The sequence below is a fragment of the Massilia sp. CMS3.1 genome (assembly GCF_051262535.1).
In the GTDB taxonomy this organism is placed as follows: domain Bacteria; phylum Pseudomonadota; class Gammaproteobacteria; order Burkholderiales; family Burkholderiaceae_D; genus Telluria.
Window position 1 is genome coordinate 146730 of sequence record NZ_JBIMES010000011.1, and the last position, 15927, is coordinate 162656.

At 60.9% G+C, this 15927-nt stretch carries 14 protein-coding genes and 3 pseudogenes; 5 read left to right on the top strand and 12 right to left on the bottom strand.

What is annotated here, in order from left to right:
• Positions 1-5: 5 nt before the first annotated feature.
• Positions 6-842 (bottom strand): M15 family metallopeptidase, encoded by an 837-nt coding sequence (locus tag ACHAC9_RS18125; RefSeq protein WP_435761916.1) that lies wholly within the window; start codon positions 840-842, stop codon positions 6-8.
• A gap of 105 nt (positions 843-947) precedes the next feature.
• Between ACHAC9_RS18125 and ACHAC9_RS18130 the strand changes: the two genes are divergently transcribed.
• From ACHAC9_RS18130 to ACHAC9_RS18140, 3 genes are all read left to right on the top strand, one after another.
• On the top strand, positions 948-1724 hold the full coding sequence (locus tag ACHAC9_RS18130; protein WP_435761917.1) for a hypothetical protein: 777 nt from the start codon (positions 948-950) through the stop codon (positions 1722-1724).
• A gap of 102 nt (positions 1725-1826) precedes the next feature.
• Complete coding sequence (locus tag ACHAC9_RS18135) at positions 1827-3476, top strand: VRR-NUC domain-containing protein (RefSeq protein WP_435761919.1); 1650 nt, start codon at positions 1827-1829, stop codon at positions 3474-3476.
• Positions 3473-5725: an ATP-dependent DNA helicase gene (locus tag ACHAC9_RS18140; RefSeq protein WP_435761921.1), complete on the top strand. Its 2253-nt coding sequence runs from the start codon at positions 3473-3475 to the stop codon at positions 5723-5725. The genes ACHAC9_RS18135 and ACHAC9_RS18140 overlap by 4 nt, the downstream gene beginning before the upstream one ends.
• Here ACHAC9_RS18140 and ACHAC9_RS18145 read toward each other — a convergent pair whose 3' ends face one another.
• From ACHAC9_RS18145 to ACHAC9_RS18170, 6 genes are all read right to left on the bottom strand, one after another.
• Positions 5726-6454, bottom strand: coding sequence for a LytR/AlgR family response regulator transcription factor (locus ACHAC9_RS18145; RefSeq protein ID WP_435761923.1), 729 nt, complete (start codon positions 6452-6454; stop codon positions 5726-5728).
• A 4-nt stretch (positions 6455-6458) separates the two neighbouring features.
• The gene (locus ACHAC9_RS18150) at positions 6459-7535 is read right to left on the bottom strand and encodes a sensor histidine kinase (RefSeq protein WP_435761925.1); all 1077 of its coding nucleotides are present in this window, start codon (positions 7533-7535) and stop codon (positions 6459-6461) included.
• A complete protein-coding gene (locus ACHAC9_RS18155; RefSeq protein WP_435761927.1) occupies positions 7535-8284 on the bottom strand; it encodes a LiaI-LiaF-like domain-containing protein in 750 nt (249 codons plus the stop codon). Before ACHAC9_RS18155 ends, ACHAC9_RS18150 begins: the two co-directional genes overlap by 1 nt.
• Complete coding sequence (locus ACHAC9_RS18160; RefSeq protein ID WP_435761929.1) at positions 8277-8648, bottom strand: LiaI-LiaF-like domain-containing protein; 372 nt, start codon at positions 8646-8648, stop codon at positions 8277-8279. The genes ACHAC9_RS18155 and ACHAC9_RS18160 overlap by 8 nt, the downstream gene beginning before the upstream one ends.
• A 191-nt stretch (positions 8649-8839) precedes the next feature.
• Positions 8840-9001: a hypothetical protein gene (locus tag ACHAC9_RS18165; protein WP_435761931.1), complete on the bottom strand. Its 162-nt coding sequence runs from the start codon at positions 8999-9001 to the stop codon at positions 8840-8842.
• Positions 9002-9030: 29 nt separating this feature from the next.
• Positions 9031-9216, bottom strand: a complete 186-nt coding sequence (locus ACHAC9_RS18170) for a hypothetical protein (RefSeq protein WP_435761933.1) — start codon at positions 9214-9216, stop codon at positions 9031-9033.
• A gap of 1636 nt (positions 9217-10852) precedes the next feature.
• On the opposite strand from ACHAC9_RS18170, the gene ACHAC9_RS18175 reads away from it, so the two are divergent.
• Entirely contained in the window at positions 10853-11317 is a 465-nt protein-coding gene (locus tag ACHAC9_RS18175) for a DUF6799 domain-containing protein (RefSeq protein WP_435761935.1), read from the top strand.
• Positions 11318-11418: 101 nt separating this feature from the next.
• Here the strand turns inward: ACHAC9_RS18175 and ACHAC9_RS18180 are convergent.
• From ACHAC9_RS18180 to ACHAC9_RS18195, 4 genes and pseudogenes are all read right to left on the bottom strand, one after another.
• Positions 11419-12327: pseudogene (locus ACHAC9_RS18180) on the bottom strand (IS3 family transposase); the annotation flags it as partial.
• 15 nt (positions 12328-12342) lie between these two features.
• The gene (locus ACHAC9_RS18185; RefSeq protein ID WP_435761937.1) at positions 12343-13269 is read right to left on the bottom strand and encodes a transposase; all 927 of its coding nucleotides are present in this window, start codon (positions 13267-13269) and stop codon (positions 12343-12345) included.
• Between the two features lie 37 nt (positions 13270-13306).
• Positions 13307-13699: pseudogene (locus ACHAC9_RS18190) on the bottom strand (IS110 family transposase); the annotation flags it as partial.
• A gap of 226 nt (positions 13700-13925) precedes the next feature.
• Positions 13926-14168: pseudogene (locus ACHAC9_RS18195) on the bottom strand (transposase); the annotation flags it as partial.
• Between the two features lie 449 nt (positions 14169-14617).
• Here ACHAC9_RS18195 and ACHAC9_RS18200 point away from each other — a divergent pair.
• Positions 14618-15121 carry a DUF421 domain-containing protein gene (locus ACHAC9_RS18200; protein ID WP_435761939.1) on the top strand — a complete coding sequence of 168 codons (504 nt, stop codon included), beginning with the start codon at positions 14618-14620 and terminating at the stop codon, positions 15119-15121.
• A gap of 53 nt (positions 15122-15174) precedes the next feature.
• On the opposite strand, the gene ACHAC9_RS18205 is transcribed toward ACHAC9_RS18200, so the two are convergent.
• Positions 15175-15480 (bottom strand): hypothetical protein, encoded by a 306-nt coding sequence (locus ACHAC9_RS18205; protein ID WP_435761941.1) that lies wholly within the window; start codon positions 15478-15480, stop codon positions 15175-15177.
• Between the last annotated feature and the right edge of the window lie 447 nt (positions 15481-15927).

The window sequence follows — 15927 nt, forward strand, 5'->3', positions numbered from 1 at the left end:
GCCGTTCAACGCCGCATCACACCACGCAGGCGCAGCTCGGTGTGGCCAAAGTCCATCATTTTCCAGCGCCCGCCCCAGGTCAGGCCGAGCTGCTCGGCAACCTCGCCGTAGAGCTGGTAGCCGCGCATGGCCCAGGGGTCTTTTTCCGAGATCACGAGCTTGCCGTCGCGCCAGAAAGCGCAGTCGGCGGCGAGGCCATACTGGTGCCAGCTCTGAAAGGCGCGTGCATTGGTCACCGCGCCCCCCATCGAAGCCAATACATCCTGGCGCGCCGGGCTGCGGTAGCCTTCGAGCAAGGCCATGTCATACCCATGCTTTTCTTTCATGATCTTGAAGGCGAGCAGCAGGCGTTGACTGAAGTCCGGATGCATCAGGCCCCAGTTGCGGCTCGCGTTGACCAGCATCGGCCGCACCTGCACCACTTCCTGGGTACTGAAGGCCAGCGGCGGCGGATCGCTTGGTGGCACCAGCTGCTCGCCCTGCAGCAGTGCGGCGATCTGGGCGTCGGGCAGGGCCTCGGTCGGCTCGTAGCCGGGCAGCATGTCGGGTGTGCGCAAGGCCAGCGCCAGCAGGGAAGGAATCGCCACCGCCGGCACCACGATCGCCAGCACGATCCAGTTGCGCCGCATGTGCTTGAGGAGGTAGTCGACGCGGCCCTGCAGGTCGCGCCGCCCGGGCAGCAGATTCGCCGCCCGGCCGGGACGCCAGCCGGCGATGCGCCCGAACCGGCTGCGCATGCCAAACATCAATTGGTTGATCAATGTCCGTCCGCTCGGGAAGCATGCAAGCCATATCAAGCTGCAGGCCACGCAAAAATACAGAAGTGCGACAAAGATCAGCATGGATTTCCCCAGATTGTTTCTAATCGGAGCAGGAACGTCCATCTTAGGAGGTATGCCGTGCGCCCTACAGACGAAAATCAAGCAGCCTCGACAAGACCAAACCTGATGTCGTCGCGTCGTGGCGTCGGGGAAGAGAATATTCTCGCGATGCTCGAACGCGACTCGGCGCGACGCCCTGGCACGCGCATGTCCGGCGTGCGCCTGGCGTCGTATGGTGCGGCGGCGGCACTGGCCGGCATCCTGGCCGGCGGCATCGCCTGGCTCGCCTACGACAACCACCGGACAGCGCAAGAACTGCAAGTCCAGCACGATCTTGCCATCGTTGCCGCGCCGCCCATGATGGCGGACGCTGCCGTGCCGCCCTCGGTGCCGCCCGCCGCGGTCACGGCGCCCGCGCCGGTCATGGAAGCGCCGCGCACGGCAGTCATCAATGACGAGTCGGCGCGCGGGCGCGACGCGACGCTCGCCAGCGCCCCGCCACCGCTGGTCATGCTGCCGCCGCACGAACTGGCGGGCGCGAAGCCGCCACCAGCGGCGGCAGCGCCACGTCCGGTGCAGGAAAGCGTGCGGCCAAAACCAGTCAAGTCCGAGACAGCGCCGGCCGCCGCGCGCCCTGCCGCCCAGAAAAAAGTGGACAAGGCACCGAAGCTCGCCAGCCGCGCCGTCAAATCCACGCCGGCGCGCAGCGCCGGCCCGGCAAAGGCCCGCCTCGAAGGCAACGCGCGCCCACGCAAAGTCGCCCCGAGTGCCGACGCCCCGGTCGACAGCGATGTCGCCCTGATATCGGCGATCATCCAGCATTCCGAACGCCACCGCGGCGAACGCGATGCCGCCGGCGCCTGCAGCGGTCCGAAATGCCCGCCGAAACCGACGCGCCCGTGATGTGGCAAAAAACCACGGCGCCGCTGTAATCCGGCCGAAAGCGCTGGGTCTTCGTGAATCGTGAGGCTATACTGTACATAAGCACAGTTGTCGCCTCATATAATGAACAGGATTCTGGAAAACGAGTTTTATTATCTGGATAATTTCCAGAGTGTCCTGGATTGGCTTGGCGGGCGTTACGACGACCTGCTGACCGACGACGAACGCGCCTTCATGGCAGCCTTTCCCGCACTGCCGCAGCCGGCGCGCGCGCTGTTCGTTCGCATGGTGATGCGCAAAGGGAATCTGTTCCGTGCCAGCAAAATGAACTATGCGGAAATCGGCTGCCCGGTTGAAGCCGCGCAGCACTTGCTGCCGACAGGCTGGATCGAGACTGATCCAGTCATCTCCCTCGATGAGCTGTTCGATCTGCTGGCCAAGCCCGAGATCGCCTCGGCTTTTCAGTCCCATCCGCAGCAGAAGAATGCACGCAAGGCCGAGCAGCTCGAAGCCTTGCGCGAAGCGTTCTGCGACAGCCGCGCCTTTTCCCACTGGTACGCCGGCTGCACCGACGTCGCCTTGCGCATCCTCGTGAAACCGCTGTGCGACCGCCTGCGCCTGATCTTCTTCGGCAACCTGCGCCAGGACTGGACCGAATTCGTCCTCGCCGACCTCGGCGTGTATCGCTTCGAGCAGGTCGAGTTCTCCCCAGCCTCACGCGGTTTTCGCGACCAGCGCGACATCGACCATTATCTGCAACTGCACACATGCAAAGAGCGTTTCTATGCCGCACTCGAGCCGATCGACGACGTACTGAGCGAGCTGCCAATCCACGCCTTCGACAACGACTGGTTGGAGAGCCGGCGCGAGAAATTCCTGTTCCAGGTCGGCCAGCACTTCGAAAAGCAGCAGGATTGGCAGCGCGCGATCGATGTCTACACGCGCTGCGGCTATCCGGGTTCGCGCGGACGCGCGATCCGGGTGCTGGAAAAGGCCGAGCGTTTCCCCGAGGCCTGGCAACTGCTGCAGGAAGCCGAGCGCGCACCCGAGAACGACGCAGAATCCCAGCACCTGCAGCGCATGGGCCCGCGCCTGGCACGCAAACTGGGCCACCCGAAGTCGATCGCGCGCCGTCCCGCCACTCCCGCGCGCCTGGACGTTTGCCTCCCGATTCCCTGCGACGGTCCGTGGGTCGAAGGCGCCGTGCGCGACCACCTGGCTTGCGACGAGGCACCGGTATTCTATGTCGAGAACATGCTCGCCAATGCCCTGTTCGGGCTGCTGTGCTGGCGCGCGATTTTTGCCAGCATTCCCGGCGCCTTCTTTCACCCCTTCCACCGCGCCCCCGCCGATTTGTACAGCCTCGACTTCCACCAGCGCCGCGCGCAGGAATTCGCCGACTGCCTGGCCCAGTGCGACGACGGCCGCTACCGCGCCACCATCCTCGCGCACTTCGAGGAAAAGGCCGGCATTTCGGCGCCCTTCGTGTCTTGGGAAAGCCTCGACCGCGCGCTGCTGGAGCTCGCGCTCGACTGCATCCCGGCCGCGCACGTGAAGCGCTGGTGCGAGCGCATCCTGGCCGACGTGAAGGCCAATCGTACGGGCTTCCCGGACCTGATTCAGTTCTGGCCGGCTGAGCGGCGCTACAAGATGATCGAAGTGAAGGGGCCGGGCGACCGCCTGCAGGACAACCAGCTGCGCTGGATCGATTATTGTGCGGCGCACGACATGCCGGTGGCCGTCTGCTACCTGCAGTGGGAGCAGGCTGCTTGAGCTATGTCGTCGCGGTACGTGCGCTGTGCGAATTCACGGCCAAACGCGGTGACCTCGACCTGCGCTTCACGCCCTCGCCCACCGCCCAGGAGGGCATTGCCGGCCACGCCGTCGTCACGGCGCGCCGGGGCGACGGTTACCAGGCCGAAGTCACGCTCTCTGGCGACTGTGGACTCCTGCACGTACGCGGGCGCGCCGACGGCTACGACCCGGCGCAGAACCTGATCGAGGAGATCAAGACTTACCGCGGCCAGCTCTCGTCGATGCCGGACAACCACCGCCACCTGCACTGGGCCCAGCTGCGCGTATATGGCCACCTGCTGTGCGCCGCGCGCGGGTTGGACGAGTTGAACCTGGCCTTGGTCTACTACGAGATCGGCAGCGGCCTGGAAACCTCACTGCGCGAGACACGCAGCGCCACTGAACTGAAGGAGCTGTTCGAGGAAGTCTGCGCACGTTTTGTCGCCTGGGCCGAACAGGAACTGCGCCACCGCGAAGCCCGCGACGCTGCGCTGGCGGGTCTGCGCTTTCCGCATACCGACTTTCGCCCGGGCCAGCGCCAGCTCGCCGAAACCGTGTTCAAGGCGAACGCTGCTTCCCGCTGCCTGCTGGCCCAGGCGCCGACCGGCATCGGCAAGACCATCGGCACCCTGTTCCCGGTACTGAAAGCCGCACCGAGCCAGCGCATCGACAAGATCTTCTTTCTGGCGGCGAAAACGCCGGGCCGCCAGCTTGCGCTCGACGCCGCCCGGGCGATCCGCGCCCACGCGCCGGAACTGCCGCTGCGCGTACTGGAACTGGCCGCGCGCGACAAGGCCTGCGAGCATCCGGACAAGGCCTGCCATGGCGACGCATGCCCGCTGGCGAAGGGCTTCTACGACCGCCTGCCCGGCGCGCGCCAGGCGGCACTCGCCGTCCCGGTACTCGACCGCGCCGCGCTGCGCGAGGTCGGCCTGGCGCACGAGGTCTGCCCGTATTACCTGGGCAGCGAAATGGCGCGCTGGACCGACGTCGCGATCGGCGACTACAACTATTATTTTGACGGCAGCGCGATGCTGTACGCGCTGGCCCAGGCCAATGGCTGGCGTGCCAGCGTGCTGGTCGACGAAGCGCACAACATGGTCTCGCGTGCGCGCTCGATGTATTCTTGCGCACTCGATCGGGTGGCCTTGCGCGCCGCCCGCGCCGCCGCGCCGCCGCCGGTAAAAAAGGCGCTGTCGAAAATCGCGCGCGTCTGGGGCGAGATCGACGACGCCGCGCCACTGCCTTATCAAGTACTGGAGGCGCCCGGCGACAAGCTGCTGAACGCGCTCACGAACGCCACGGGCACCATCAACGACTTCGTCGCCGAGCATCCGGGCCCGCTTGACCCGGCCCTGCAACGCTTTCACTTCGACGCCATGCACTTCACGCGCCTGGCCGAATCGTTTGGCGAGCATTCGCTGTGCGACTTGACGCGGCGCGGCAAGGACAGCCTGCTCTGCATCCGCAACGTCGTGCCGGCGCCTTTCCTGAAGCCGCGCTTCGAGGGAGCGCATTCGGTGACGCTGTTCTCCGCCACGCTCAGTCCCTGGCATTATTTCGCCGACCTGCTCGGCCTGCCCGAGAACACCGGCTGGGTCGATGTGGAATCGCCCTTCACGGCCGGCCAGCTGGCCGTCCACGTCGCGGGACGCATCTCGACCCGCTACCAGCACCGCAGCGCATCGCTCGCCCCGATCGTGCGGCTGATGGCCGAGCAGTACGCGCCAACCCCGGGCAACTACCTGGCATTCTTCAGCAGCTTTGATTACCTGGAACAGGCGGCGACACTGTTCGCCAGCGAGCATCCCGAGGTGCCGATCTGGCGCCAGGAGCGCCGCATGAGCGAACTTGAGCGGGCCGCATTCCTGGAGCGCTTCGAGCCGGCGGGACGCGGCATCGGCTTCGCGGTGCTGGGCGGGTCGTTCGGCGAAGGGATCGACCTGCCCGGCGCGCGCCTGATCGGCGCGTTCGTCGCCACCCTCGGCCTGCCGCAACTCAATCCCGTCAACGAGCAGCTGCGCACACGCATGCAGGCCATGTTCGGCGCCGGCTACGACTACACGTATTTGTATCCGGGCTTGCAGAAGGTGGTCCAGGCGGCCGGACGCGTGATCCGCACCGAGCTTGACAAGGGCGTGGTCTACCTGATCGACGACCGCTTCGACCAGCCTGCGGTACGCGCGCTGCTGCCGCGCTGGTGGCAGGTCGACCAACTCAGCGCGTAATCAGCGAATCAGGTCGCGCACCTTCTGGTAGCCGCTGCGGCTGACCGGTACGCGCTTGCCATCCTTCAGGACCGCGCACCAGCTGTCTTTCGTCGGCGCCTCGATCCGCTCGATCGCGCCGACATGCACGATGTAGGAGCGGTGCACGCGCAGGAACAGCTGTGGGTCCAGCCCCTGTTCGAGTTCCGCCATCCGTCCATTCTTCACGTAGGTGCGTCCACCGGCGCTGATCTGCACATAATCGTCCTGGGCTTCGATCCAGTCGATGCCGATTGTGGGCACGACGTGCACGCGGGCGCCGTCGCGAATCAGGATCCGCTCGAGCGGTCCGTGGCGGCGCGCCGCTTCCAGCGCCACCGCTTCGACTTGCTCCGCCGGGGTCGCCCGCGCCTTCGCACTGTCCAGGGCCTGCGCCAGGCGCTCGCGGCTGAAAGGTTTCAGCAGATAGTCGATCGCGCGCACTTCAAACGCCTTCAGTGCGAACTGGTCGTAGGCGGTCACGAACACGTACTGCGTGCGGGCGCCGCTTAGCTCCACCACTTCGAAGCCGTCGAGTTTCGGCATTTGGATGTCGAGGAAAACCAGGTCCGGGTCCAGCTCGCCGATGGCCTTGACCGCCTCGAAGCCGTTCGCGCATTCGGCCACGATCTCGATCTCCGGATAGCCGGACAAGTACTCGCGCAGGAGCGCGCGCGCCAGGTGTTCGTCGTCGACGATGATGACACGCATGCTTTCAAGTCTCCGTCAGGGGTGGGTGTTCGGCGGGCAGCGCGATGTCGACCCGGAAGCGCGCACCAAGGCGCGTCCAGTGCACGCTCGCCTCGTGCGCATAGGTGGCCAGCAGGCGCTGGCGCACGTTGGCAAGGCCAATACCGCAGCCGGCGGCCGGCTGCGAGACGTCGTCCTCGTCGGCGTCGTTCTCGACCCGGATGCGCAAGAGCGCGCCGGCCCGGTCGGCGGCGATGCGTACCAGGCCGCCGTCGACCCGGTTGCCGATGCCGTGCTTGACGGCGTTCTCGACCAGCGGCTGCAGCAGCATCGGCGGCAGCAGGCACTGCCCCGCCCCTTCGCCAATGGCGTGCTCGAAGCGCAGGCGCGCACCGAAACGCAGCTGTTCGATCGCGAGAAAGGCCTCGACCAGCGCGATTTCTTCGCTCAGGGCGACCTTGCGCTGCGCATCCATGCCGAGGCTGCGCCGCAGGAAATCCGAGAGCTGCAAGGTCATGCCGCGCGCGGCGCCCGGATCGATCGAGGTCAGCGCACTGATGGAGTTCAGGCTGTTGAACAGGAAGTGTGGGTCGATCTGGGTGCGCAGCATGCGCAGTTCGGCTTCCTGCGCCGCCAGCTTCATCTCCAGTTCGCGCCGCTCCAGGCTGCGCGCCCGCTCGAATTCGAGGGCCAGGTAGTGCGCCACCGCGCTCAAGCCGTACAGGATCACGCCCAGGCCGAACATCAAGGCCGCGAACGGGCGCGACATCGCCGGCAGGCCCGGCACCAGACTGCGCAGCACTTCCGCGAAGCCGCCGCCGGCCGCGGTCCAGAGCGCGCCGGCGCACACCGCCGTGCAGGTGAACACGCCCAGCACGGCGACCAGTGGCCTCGTTGCCAGCGGATAGGCGCGGCACAGGTAATACGATGAAAATCCGCTGGCGCAGCCGTAGACCAGGGACAGCGGAACGGCGAACAGCAGGCTCGCGCCCCAGGGCGCGTCGCCGGCCGCCACCATCAGGCCGGCCAGCAGCACCCCGAGCAGTGTCCATGCCGCCAGGTAAAGGGCAGTGCTGCGCCGTGTTCCGAACGTCCCCATCATCAGTTGCGTACTTCAACGCCACCCATGATCGCGTAGCCGCGCACGACGAGGCGTTTGCTGTTGTCCGGCGGCGTCACGGTCTTCTCGTCGAAGCCGCCCATGATCGGCGTTCCTTGCAAGACCACGGTCCAGTCGGGCGGAACCTTCAGCGTGACCCCGCCCCAGAACGCGAACACGTGAAGCACCGCTTCGCCCGTCATCGAGGCGCCGCGCATGTCGAGCGAACAGCCGCCCATGACCGCGGTCACTTCGCCGCCGCGAAAGTCCTGGGTATGCACGCGGCGCTCGAAGCCGCCCAGCACCGCGGTCACGTCGACGCTCTGCGCCTCGACGCCTGCCGTATCCTTCATCTTGTCCTTGTCGTCGAGGACGACGACACCGAAGCGCGCCGTGCGCTGCCCGGTCATGGCGCGGTACACCACCATGGCGCCGACCGCGATCAGGACCAGCGGCCAGGCCGCGCGCCATGAAAAATCGATGATGCCGAGGCGTTGCAGGATCATCGTCACGCCGATGCCGATGCCAGCCAGGCCCAGCAGGTAGCCATTCGGCGTGGTGGTGTCGAGCAGCTTGGCCACGCCGGCGAAGATGAAGATCAGGGGCCAGAAGGCCAGTGCATCGCGCACATGGATGATGTCGAGGTTGTCCAGCAAGAACAGCAGGCCGAGGGCGATCACCAGCACGCCCATCAAGACCTGGCTGGTCGCGCCGCGGTTGGCGCGGCGCTCGTCAATCGTTTCCTTATGCATGGTCCTTCTCCTTCGATTCCGGGAAACGGCGCGCAATGACCGGCGCGAGCACCAGCTGCGTTCCTGCCATCAGCAGGAACAAGGGCCAGCTGTTGCGGAAGGTCAAGCCGAACAAGCCCTCGAACACCGCGAACAGCCACAGGCCGACGAAGATCGTCCACAGCCCGCTTTTGAACTCGCGCGCGCTCGGGTAGCCGATGGTCTGGTTGATGCCGACGACGACCAGCAGCAGCGGCCAATAATGCCACACCGTGGAGGCATCGAAGAACTCCATGCGGTCGAGCAGGAAGATCGTGCCGACCGCGATCAGGACCAGGCCCCACATCATCTGCTTGCGCGTCGTGTAGCTGTTTTCGGTACCCATGTCGTTCTCCGTGTTGTGATGTCAACACGATAGCGTGGTGCGGTGCGGAGGAAAAGCACCTTTCGGCGAACGGCAGCGCGGAATCGGTGAATGGCGAGGGAATCGGCGGACGGCGCGAACCGGAGACGAAAAAAAACCCGCCACGTTGCCGCGCGGGCTTTTTTTTTGCTGCCTGGAGAAAATCAGGCGGCCTATGCGGAGATCGACGGCTGGTTCTTGACCTGGTTGCGGTATTTTGCGCGCGCGGTCGCTTGCTTGACGGCCTCGCGTGCGATGTTGGTGCGGCGGATGTCGAGACGTTCTTCGACGCCGCGGTGCTGGGCTTCGTGTTTGTTACCGATACGCTTGGTCATGTGTTTCTCCTCTGTTAAAACGAACTATTTTATCCGAAAGCGGCGGCGGCGGCGAGCGGCTGGTGGACGGCTTCCAGTCCGACGGTATCGAGCATCCCCCATCCCAGCTGGCGCCGGATTTCCTCGGGCGCCGGCGGCGGCTGCGGATCGCGCGAGCGGCGGGCGAGGTATTCGCGCACCAGGTGCTTCGGTGGATTCTTGGTGGTGGCAGACATGGGCTCTCCGCTTCCGGTGTTATATAGCGGTCGCCAATGGCGACGCCTGGAATATGGTGCCGATCCTCGAGGCGACCGGCTAACCTGTTGAGATATTTGGCTGGCCGGCAGAACGAATTCGCTGGCGCCTCACTCACACGGCTTCATGATAAGCCCGTGACCGCCGACCTACCGTTAGGTGGCGCACACTGCGCGCGCGGACGCGTTGACGGTCCGCACCGCCCAAGGGAAAGGGAAACGAAAAGGGAAGCCGGATGAACTGACCCCCAAAAGTTGGACGATTAAGAGCGCCTGACAAACCTCTTGATTGTCCTAGCAGCAACATCATCCACTGAGGCCTTCGGAAACCCTGCTTCCGGCCAACAGCAGACATTGGAAACATTGATTGGCGGTGTGTGTGCGCTACTGTAAATGATTTTACGTTACGATTTCGGCATGAAAAATAGAGATGACCACATTACTGCTTTTAACGTTGATCTGGCAATCGACATTAAAAAATCGCGAGGAGAAGTTGCCGCAGTAAAATTCCTCGACGAACAGAAGGTTCCGATCCAGGTTGCCCTTCGCGTTGTGTCAAAAATTTTTAACAAGTGTCGCAGCAGATCAGAGCCTTTCGCCTATACCAAATCCACATAGTCCGTTAGGTGCAGCAACTCGGCCATCGCGCCTACCCAACGCAGTTAGGAGTCTCGAAGGCCGCGCTGACCAACGCCGTGGTGTGGAAGGGTTACGCCACCGAGCTGGCGATGCAAATTGCCAGTTCCCCTGCACCTTGAAAGTGTCAAGGGTGTCGAGCTATCTCGATTTCGTCGACAGCACGCTCATAAAGCTCTCGAAAGTCGTACTCGTCCTGTTTTGTCAGGTCCCCACTGATAAATCGAAGCTGCATCGAGCGCACAGCTGGGTGGGGAGGACCGACCAACTTGTTGAAACGGTTGACGAGCTGGGTGCGATTCGCAATTTCGGAATCAAAAGGTCTGACGACAGTTCCAGGCATAGGGACACGCTTTCGCTCAACATTAAGAGCCACAATCTTACTATGTTGCTAATGCAATGTGCACATTGATGAGTTGTGTAACTACTGGATTTCCTCATCTGGAAGGTCACGCTACCGGTCGGGTCCGGTCCTTCGCGAAAGTGCGAGGTCGGCTAAAAGCGGAAGTTTGAACTAGCGCAAGGCACGTTGCATACTGCATGAATCTGGCTTCTACCTCGTCGATGCCCGGCTTCTTTGCGGGCGGTTTGATACTGCCTAGGCAACCAGGGTTTAGCGCTTAAAGGATCGGCTCGTCGGCGGGCATACCTTTGTCTGGAGAGCGCTTTCCCAGCGCAATCCACTAGGCCTTCAAAAATGGGCCGGCACACAAAATTCCTCGCAGGCTCCGACCCCGGGCGCCGCAGACAGGAAGCACGCCAGCGCCGGCCCTTACGCACGTCCGGCGTTCGCAATTTGGCATCTCTCAATATCGCACCCCAATCACGGTCGCCCATCCGCCCCCCGCAGTTCCGCGTTGTCATTTCGCGCACTCTCACCTTATAAGTTAGCCATTGCACAGAGCGTTCTATTTTTAGCGCATATGTTTATTCGGTTAGTAGAAATTCATCGAAACGAAACATCTAACTTAGAGGCTTAACCATGAACAAATACTTGATCACCCTGTTTGCCCTGATGATGTCGGCAAATATCGCGATGGCGCAGCAATTCATGATGCAAGACGGCAAGATGATGATGATGAAAGACGGCAAGCCAATGGCGATGGACAAAGACATGACCATGTCAAACGGCGACAAAGTCATGATGGATGGCTCTATCATGATGAAAAACGGCAAGAAAATGAAAATGCAAAATGGCATGATGATGGACGAAGGCGGTCACATGATGATGCGCGACGGCGTTGCCATGAAAGATGGAAAAATGATGGCAATGAAAGATGGTCAGTCTATGGCGATGGACCAGGATATGACCATGTCGAACGGCACCAAAGTCATGATGGACGGTTCCGTCATGATGAAGGGCGGAAAAAAAATGAAAATGAAAAACGGTATGATGATGGATCAGAACGGCATGATGATGGATGCCAATGGCATGATGAAGAAGTAAGCGATAACGCTTCCAGAGTAAAAAAGCCCGCAGAGTTTCGCGGGCTTTTTGCTTTGGACTTGCGCGTCGATGCGTGGCAGATTTGAATCGCCACGAGTTTTCTAGACACTCGCGAGCCGCTGGAAATACTGCTTTTCATACTCGACCGGCGACAAGTCATTGCTGAAGCTGTGCCGGCGCTTTGGATTGTAAAACATCTCGATGTAATCGAAGACATCCTGCTTTGCCTCTTCCCGGGTGCCGTATTTCTTGCGCCTGATTCGCTCCCGTTTCAGGAGCTGAAAGAAGCTTTCGGCGACGGCGTTATCGTGGCAGTTCCCACGCCGGCTCATGCTCTGCTGCAGGTTATGCTCGTCCAGAAAGTCGCGCCAGTCGTAGCTGCTGAACTGGCTGCCCTGGTCGGAATGCACCATCACTGTATTCTTGGGCTGACGACGCCAGACGGCCATCAAGAGTGCGTTCATCGCCAGCTCGCGATCGATTCGGGAACTCATCGACCAGCCGACCACCTGACGCGAAAACAAGTCCAGTACAACGGCCAGATAGAGCCAGCCTTCGTAAGTGCGGATGTAGGTGATATCTGTTACCCAGACGCGATTCGGTTCCTGCACGTCGAACTGGCGCTGCAGATGATTAGGCGCCACCACCGAAGGGGCGCCGCCGCGTTTGTATTTCCGCTTGGCGTAGCCGGTTTGTGAACCGATCCCGGCCGACCTCATAAGGCGGTGGACGCGATTGATACCGCATTGTTCACCGAGCTCGCGCAGGTCGTCGCTGACTTTGCGGTAGCCATACACGCTGCCGCTTTCCAGCCACGATTCCTTGATGGGAACCAGAAGGCGCTTGTCTTCCTTGGCGCGCTTGCTTTCGGGATTCAGACGCCAGGCATAGAAGCCACTCGGATGCACCTCGAGCACTTTGCACAGCCGGCGCACCGGGAATTGGTCCTGTAACTCAGCAATTAAGGTGTACCTTACCCGGACGTCTTGGCAAAGTACACCGCGGCCTTCCTAAGAAACTCGCTTTCAGGCTGGGACCTCCTGTGGTTGCAGTGCGTAGCCGAATTGTGCAGCGCGCCGGTGCAGTTGCTTGATGACCCGGTCACGATATTGTTGTTCGTAGTGGTCCGCCCCGGGGTCGCGGTAATCCATGCCGTATCGCATCGCGTTGTAGAACAGGACCGCAATCTTGCGTGCTGTTGCGGTCACTGCCTTGGCATTGCCGATGCGCCCGGCCAGCCGTCGATAGAACGCGCCAAGTGCAGTATTGCTGCGGCCGACGGTGACTGCCGCAAGCCGCAGTGCCACGGTGATCCGACTGCTGGTCTTTCGCGTGTGTGAGGACAGAACCTTGCCGCCGCTGATCTTGCAACTTGGCGACAGCGTGAGCCATGAGGTGAAGTGCTTGGCGGTGCGCCAGCGGCTCAAATCGGTACCGCATTCGCCAATCAGGCGCAGAGCCAGGAATGGCCCGATGCCGTGGATCTGGGTGAGGTCGGTGCCGGCCAGCTGGTACATCGCCGAGCGTACGTCGAAGTTGGTATCGCTCGGCATCTTGTTTCGGTGTTTCGCCTTGGGCAACGGTGCCTCTGGTACCGGCCTGTCGACATTCAGTTGCGCCACTGTGCGCTCGATTTCGGCATCGCATTCATCGATGCACTGCTGATAGAAATCGTAGAGTGCAAGCGCCTGTTTTAACGCGAACACGTGCTCGGGCTGGTAATTGCCGACGAGAGCGGCGCGGATCGTTTCGATGCTTTCCTTGCAGCGCACGTCGCGCATTGCAGCGAGCTTGTCCGGGTCGCGCTCGCCTGCGACGATGGCGCGGATGATCCGCATCCCGGTCACACCGGTAATTGTAGCGATGACATGATGAAGCTGAATGTTCATGAAGGTCAGCGCCTTCTGCATGTGCTGGATATGCGCTGCGGCGTAATCGGGTATGCCGCTCACGTGCACGCAGGTAGGCTCTCAGCTCGGCAATATCTCGGCCAGGACGAAAGCTGGCGCGCAGCAGCCCACACGCATGCAGTCGCTGCAGCCATTGAGCATCGTTGACGTCACTCTTCCGGCCCGGGACCGCACGCGCTTCGCGGGCATTGGCCAGAATGACCTCGAGGTCGCGCGATTCGAGAACCTCGAAAGCGGCGACCCAGTAGACGCCGGTCGACTCCATCACCACGGTTTTTGTACCGGTAGCGACCAGCCAGTCAGCCATGCGTTCCAGATCACTGGTGAAGGCCTGGAACGTCTGCACCGGCTCGTCGCAGAGATCCGAACTGACGGCAGCAACATGGAAGCGCGAGCCGATATCGATACCGGCGGCGAAGGGATGAATGATCGGCAGCCCTGCGGCCTTCGATGTTGATCTGGATTTCGACATGATCCACCTCCTGATTTAGGAGCAGGACGGGGACTCGGATTTGATCAACTTCCTAAACGGGGTCGCCTGACAGCGCCGCCACAGATGAGTCCGCAGCTTCCCCTGGGCCAGGTTTTTTCACGGGGTCAAGCCTCCAAAAAGCTTACGGCCACAGTCCTGCGTGCATGCAGTGTACTCGCCTGGAGTTTCTATTCATGAGGGCCACGGGCAACCGTGTGGGGCGGTTTTTCAATATGTCACGCTCCTCCGTGACACGCTTGAGCTCGGCCTTGAGGCGCCGCATCTCGTCAGACTGGGCATCGACAGCCTTGCGCTCAGCCTCGGGCACGCCATAGCGTTTCGTCCAAGCATACAGGCTATGGATGCTTATCCCGAGCCGCTCCGCTACTTCGCTCACTGGGTGCCCACGCTGGGCTACCTGCTTAACCGCTGCAATCTTGAATTCCTCTGTGTACCGCTTGCCGCTCATACGTTCTCCTTGTGCCCGATATTATGGCTCAGGAGTGTCTACAGATGTCGTGGCGATTCAATTTGCGTCAAACTGATGAGAACGTGTCGGGTAGACAGACCTGATTATCATATAGCCAGCCTCCCCTCCGGCAAGAGCCGGGGGTATGCGCTTGCATATACGGTAGAGCAACTGAAGTCGAACAACTGCTTTGGGTCGCATGCGGACGCTACAATAAGAACCAAATCCGCCGTGGGCGGACGTTCTGCGCTGCTTTTGTTAGCTCTGCAATCATCGACTAGAAGCTATGCTCGTCCGTTAGCACTACTTTAATTTACTTCAATATGAATCACGTAATGTAGTATTGCAAATCTCATTCCTCTTCCTGAAGCCATTCGTTAAGACAGAGTGAGTTATCTGTAGTCGGTCAGCTGTGAAAACCACCACGCCAATGCTAAGCAGGAGGAAATATGGTAGATTTTTTTGGATCAGTGGACTGGCATACTATACTCACACCGAAAATTTCAATTGCAGAATTGTTCGTTCGCGCAACATTCATGTACTTTATCCTGCTAGTACTTATGAGAATCATTCTAAAGCGACAGGGTGGCGGAATTGGCACTGCGGATGTTTTGGTGATTGTCCTACTGGCTGAGGTTTCAGGCAACGGATTTACTGCGGAGTACAAATCGCTAATAGAAGGCGCAGTATTGATTGCCACGATCCTTTTTTGGACGTACTGCATTGAATGGCTGGCTCATCGATTTATTTTTATTAGTCGCATTTTGCACTCGCCAACCTTGCTTCTAATTGAAAACGGGAAGATGTTGAGAAAGAACATGCGCGCGGAACTGGTCACAGTTGAAGAGCTTATGGCACAATTACGCGAAAATGGGATCGATGAATGTTCTAAGGTTAAAAGTGCGTGTATGGAAGCCGATGGGATGATCAGTGTTGTAAAGGCCGAGCAGTGACTTTTGGCTGCGACGATTCGACGCGGTAGTGGAAATGAGCCGGGTTACCTGGCTCAGCTTTTCTTACGGTCAATCATATTTAAAATAAATTCAGTGGTTAGTCCATACACAACATGCGCGAGCAAGCCGCGTGCATGTGCCTGCCAAGGATAGGCGCCCGGTTTTGCGCCTAGTCCGCTTAACGAATTCAATGCTTCGTCTTGGACCAAGAAAAGACCGAGGCCGAAGAGCGCTCCCCGTGAAACTCCATTTCCAGGCAATTTTGCTCGCATTAGTGCATACCCAGCCGCTGGTGCAATACCAATGGAGTAGTGGGTTATGTTTCCGGCGATATCATGCTGCCGTTCAGTTGGATTCAAACCAGTGGATTCCTCGAGCTTTGTAACCAAAGCATGTGAGGGCGGCTCCCCTCCAGGTCGAACACGTATCGTCCGGGCACGCGCTCGCGGATCTTCCCGGTTCCACATGAACCAGTCAACACGATCAAGTGCCCATACACCTACTGCGCCAGCGACAGCGCCCAATAGTGCTGTAGAGGCAGTCCCCCTTGTATCCGCGGCTGCTGTAAAAAGTTGATTCATAGGTCCTCCGGTGCGTTGTTCGCCATCGTACGACGAAAGGGGCGCTGGGCACGCACGATTCGTTTCTCGGTCGTTTCGATAAGAAATATCAGTTCACTCAGGTCCGCTTTGCGTCCAGGCTGTGTAAAAACGTAGATTGGACCGCAGGCCGACAACACTCGACCTTTCAAAACGCTCACCACGACGTTTTTTCGAGGTCAGGAATGGTAAAGCGACCCCCTTAAA

What these genes read in the sequence shown, in the direction of transcription:
- ACHAC9_RS18150 (WP_435761925.1), bottom strand. Translation starts at nt 7,535, where the DNA reads ATGATGGGGACGTTCGGAACACGGCGCAGCACTGCCCTTTACCTGGCG.
- ACHAC9_RS18155 (WP_435761927.1), bottom strand. Translation starts at nt 8,284, where the DNA reads ATGCATAAGGAAACGATTGACGAGCGCCGCGCCAACCGCGGCGCGACC.
- ACHAC9_RS18135 (WP_435761919.1), top strand. Translation starts at nt 1,827, where the DNA reads ATGAACAGGATTCTGGAAAACGAGTTTTATTATCTGGATAATTTCCAG.
- ACHAC9_RS18170 (WP_435761933.1), bottom strand. Translation starts at nt 9,216, where the DNA reads ATGTCTGCCACCACCAAGAATCCACCGAAGCACCTGGTGCGCGAATAC.
- ACHAC9_RS18130 (WP_435761917.1), top strand. Translation starts at nt 948, where the DNA reads ATGTCGTCGCGTCGTGGCGTCGGGGAAGAGAATATTCTCGCGATGCTC.
- ACHAC9_RS18125 (WP_435761916.1), bottom strand. Translation starts at nt 842, where the DNA reads ATGCTGATCTTTGTCGCACTTCTGTATTTTTGCGTGGCCTGCAGCTTG.
- ACHAC9_RS18175 (WP_435761935.1), top strand. Translation starts at nt 10,853, where the DNA reads ATGAACAAATACTTGATCACCCTGTTTGCCCTGATGATGTCGGCAAAT.
- ACHAC9_RS18145 (WP_435761923.1), bottom strand. Translation starts at nt 6,454, where the DNA reads ATGCGTGTCATCATCGTCGACGACGAACACCTGGCGCGCGCGCTCCTG.
- ACHAC9_RS18200 (WP_435761939.1), top strand. Translation starts at nt 14,618, where the DNA reads ATGGTAGATTTTTTTGGATCAGTGGACTGGCATACTATACTCACACCG.
- ACHAC9_RS18160 (WP_435761929.1), bottom strand. Translation starts at nt 8,648, where the DNA reads ATGGGTACCGAAAACAGCTACACGACGCGCAAGCAGATGATGTGGGGC.
- ACHAC9_RS18165 (WP_435761931.1), bottom strand. Translation starts at nt 9,001, where the DNA reads ATGACCAAGCGTATCGGTAACAAACACGAAGCCCAGCACCGCGGCGTC.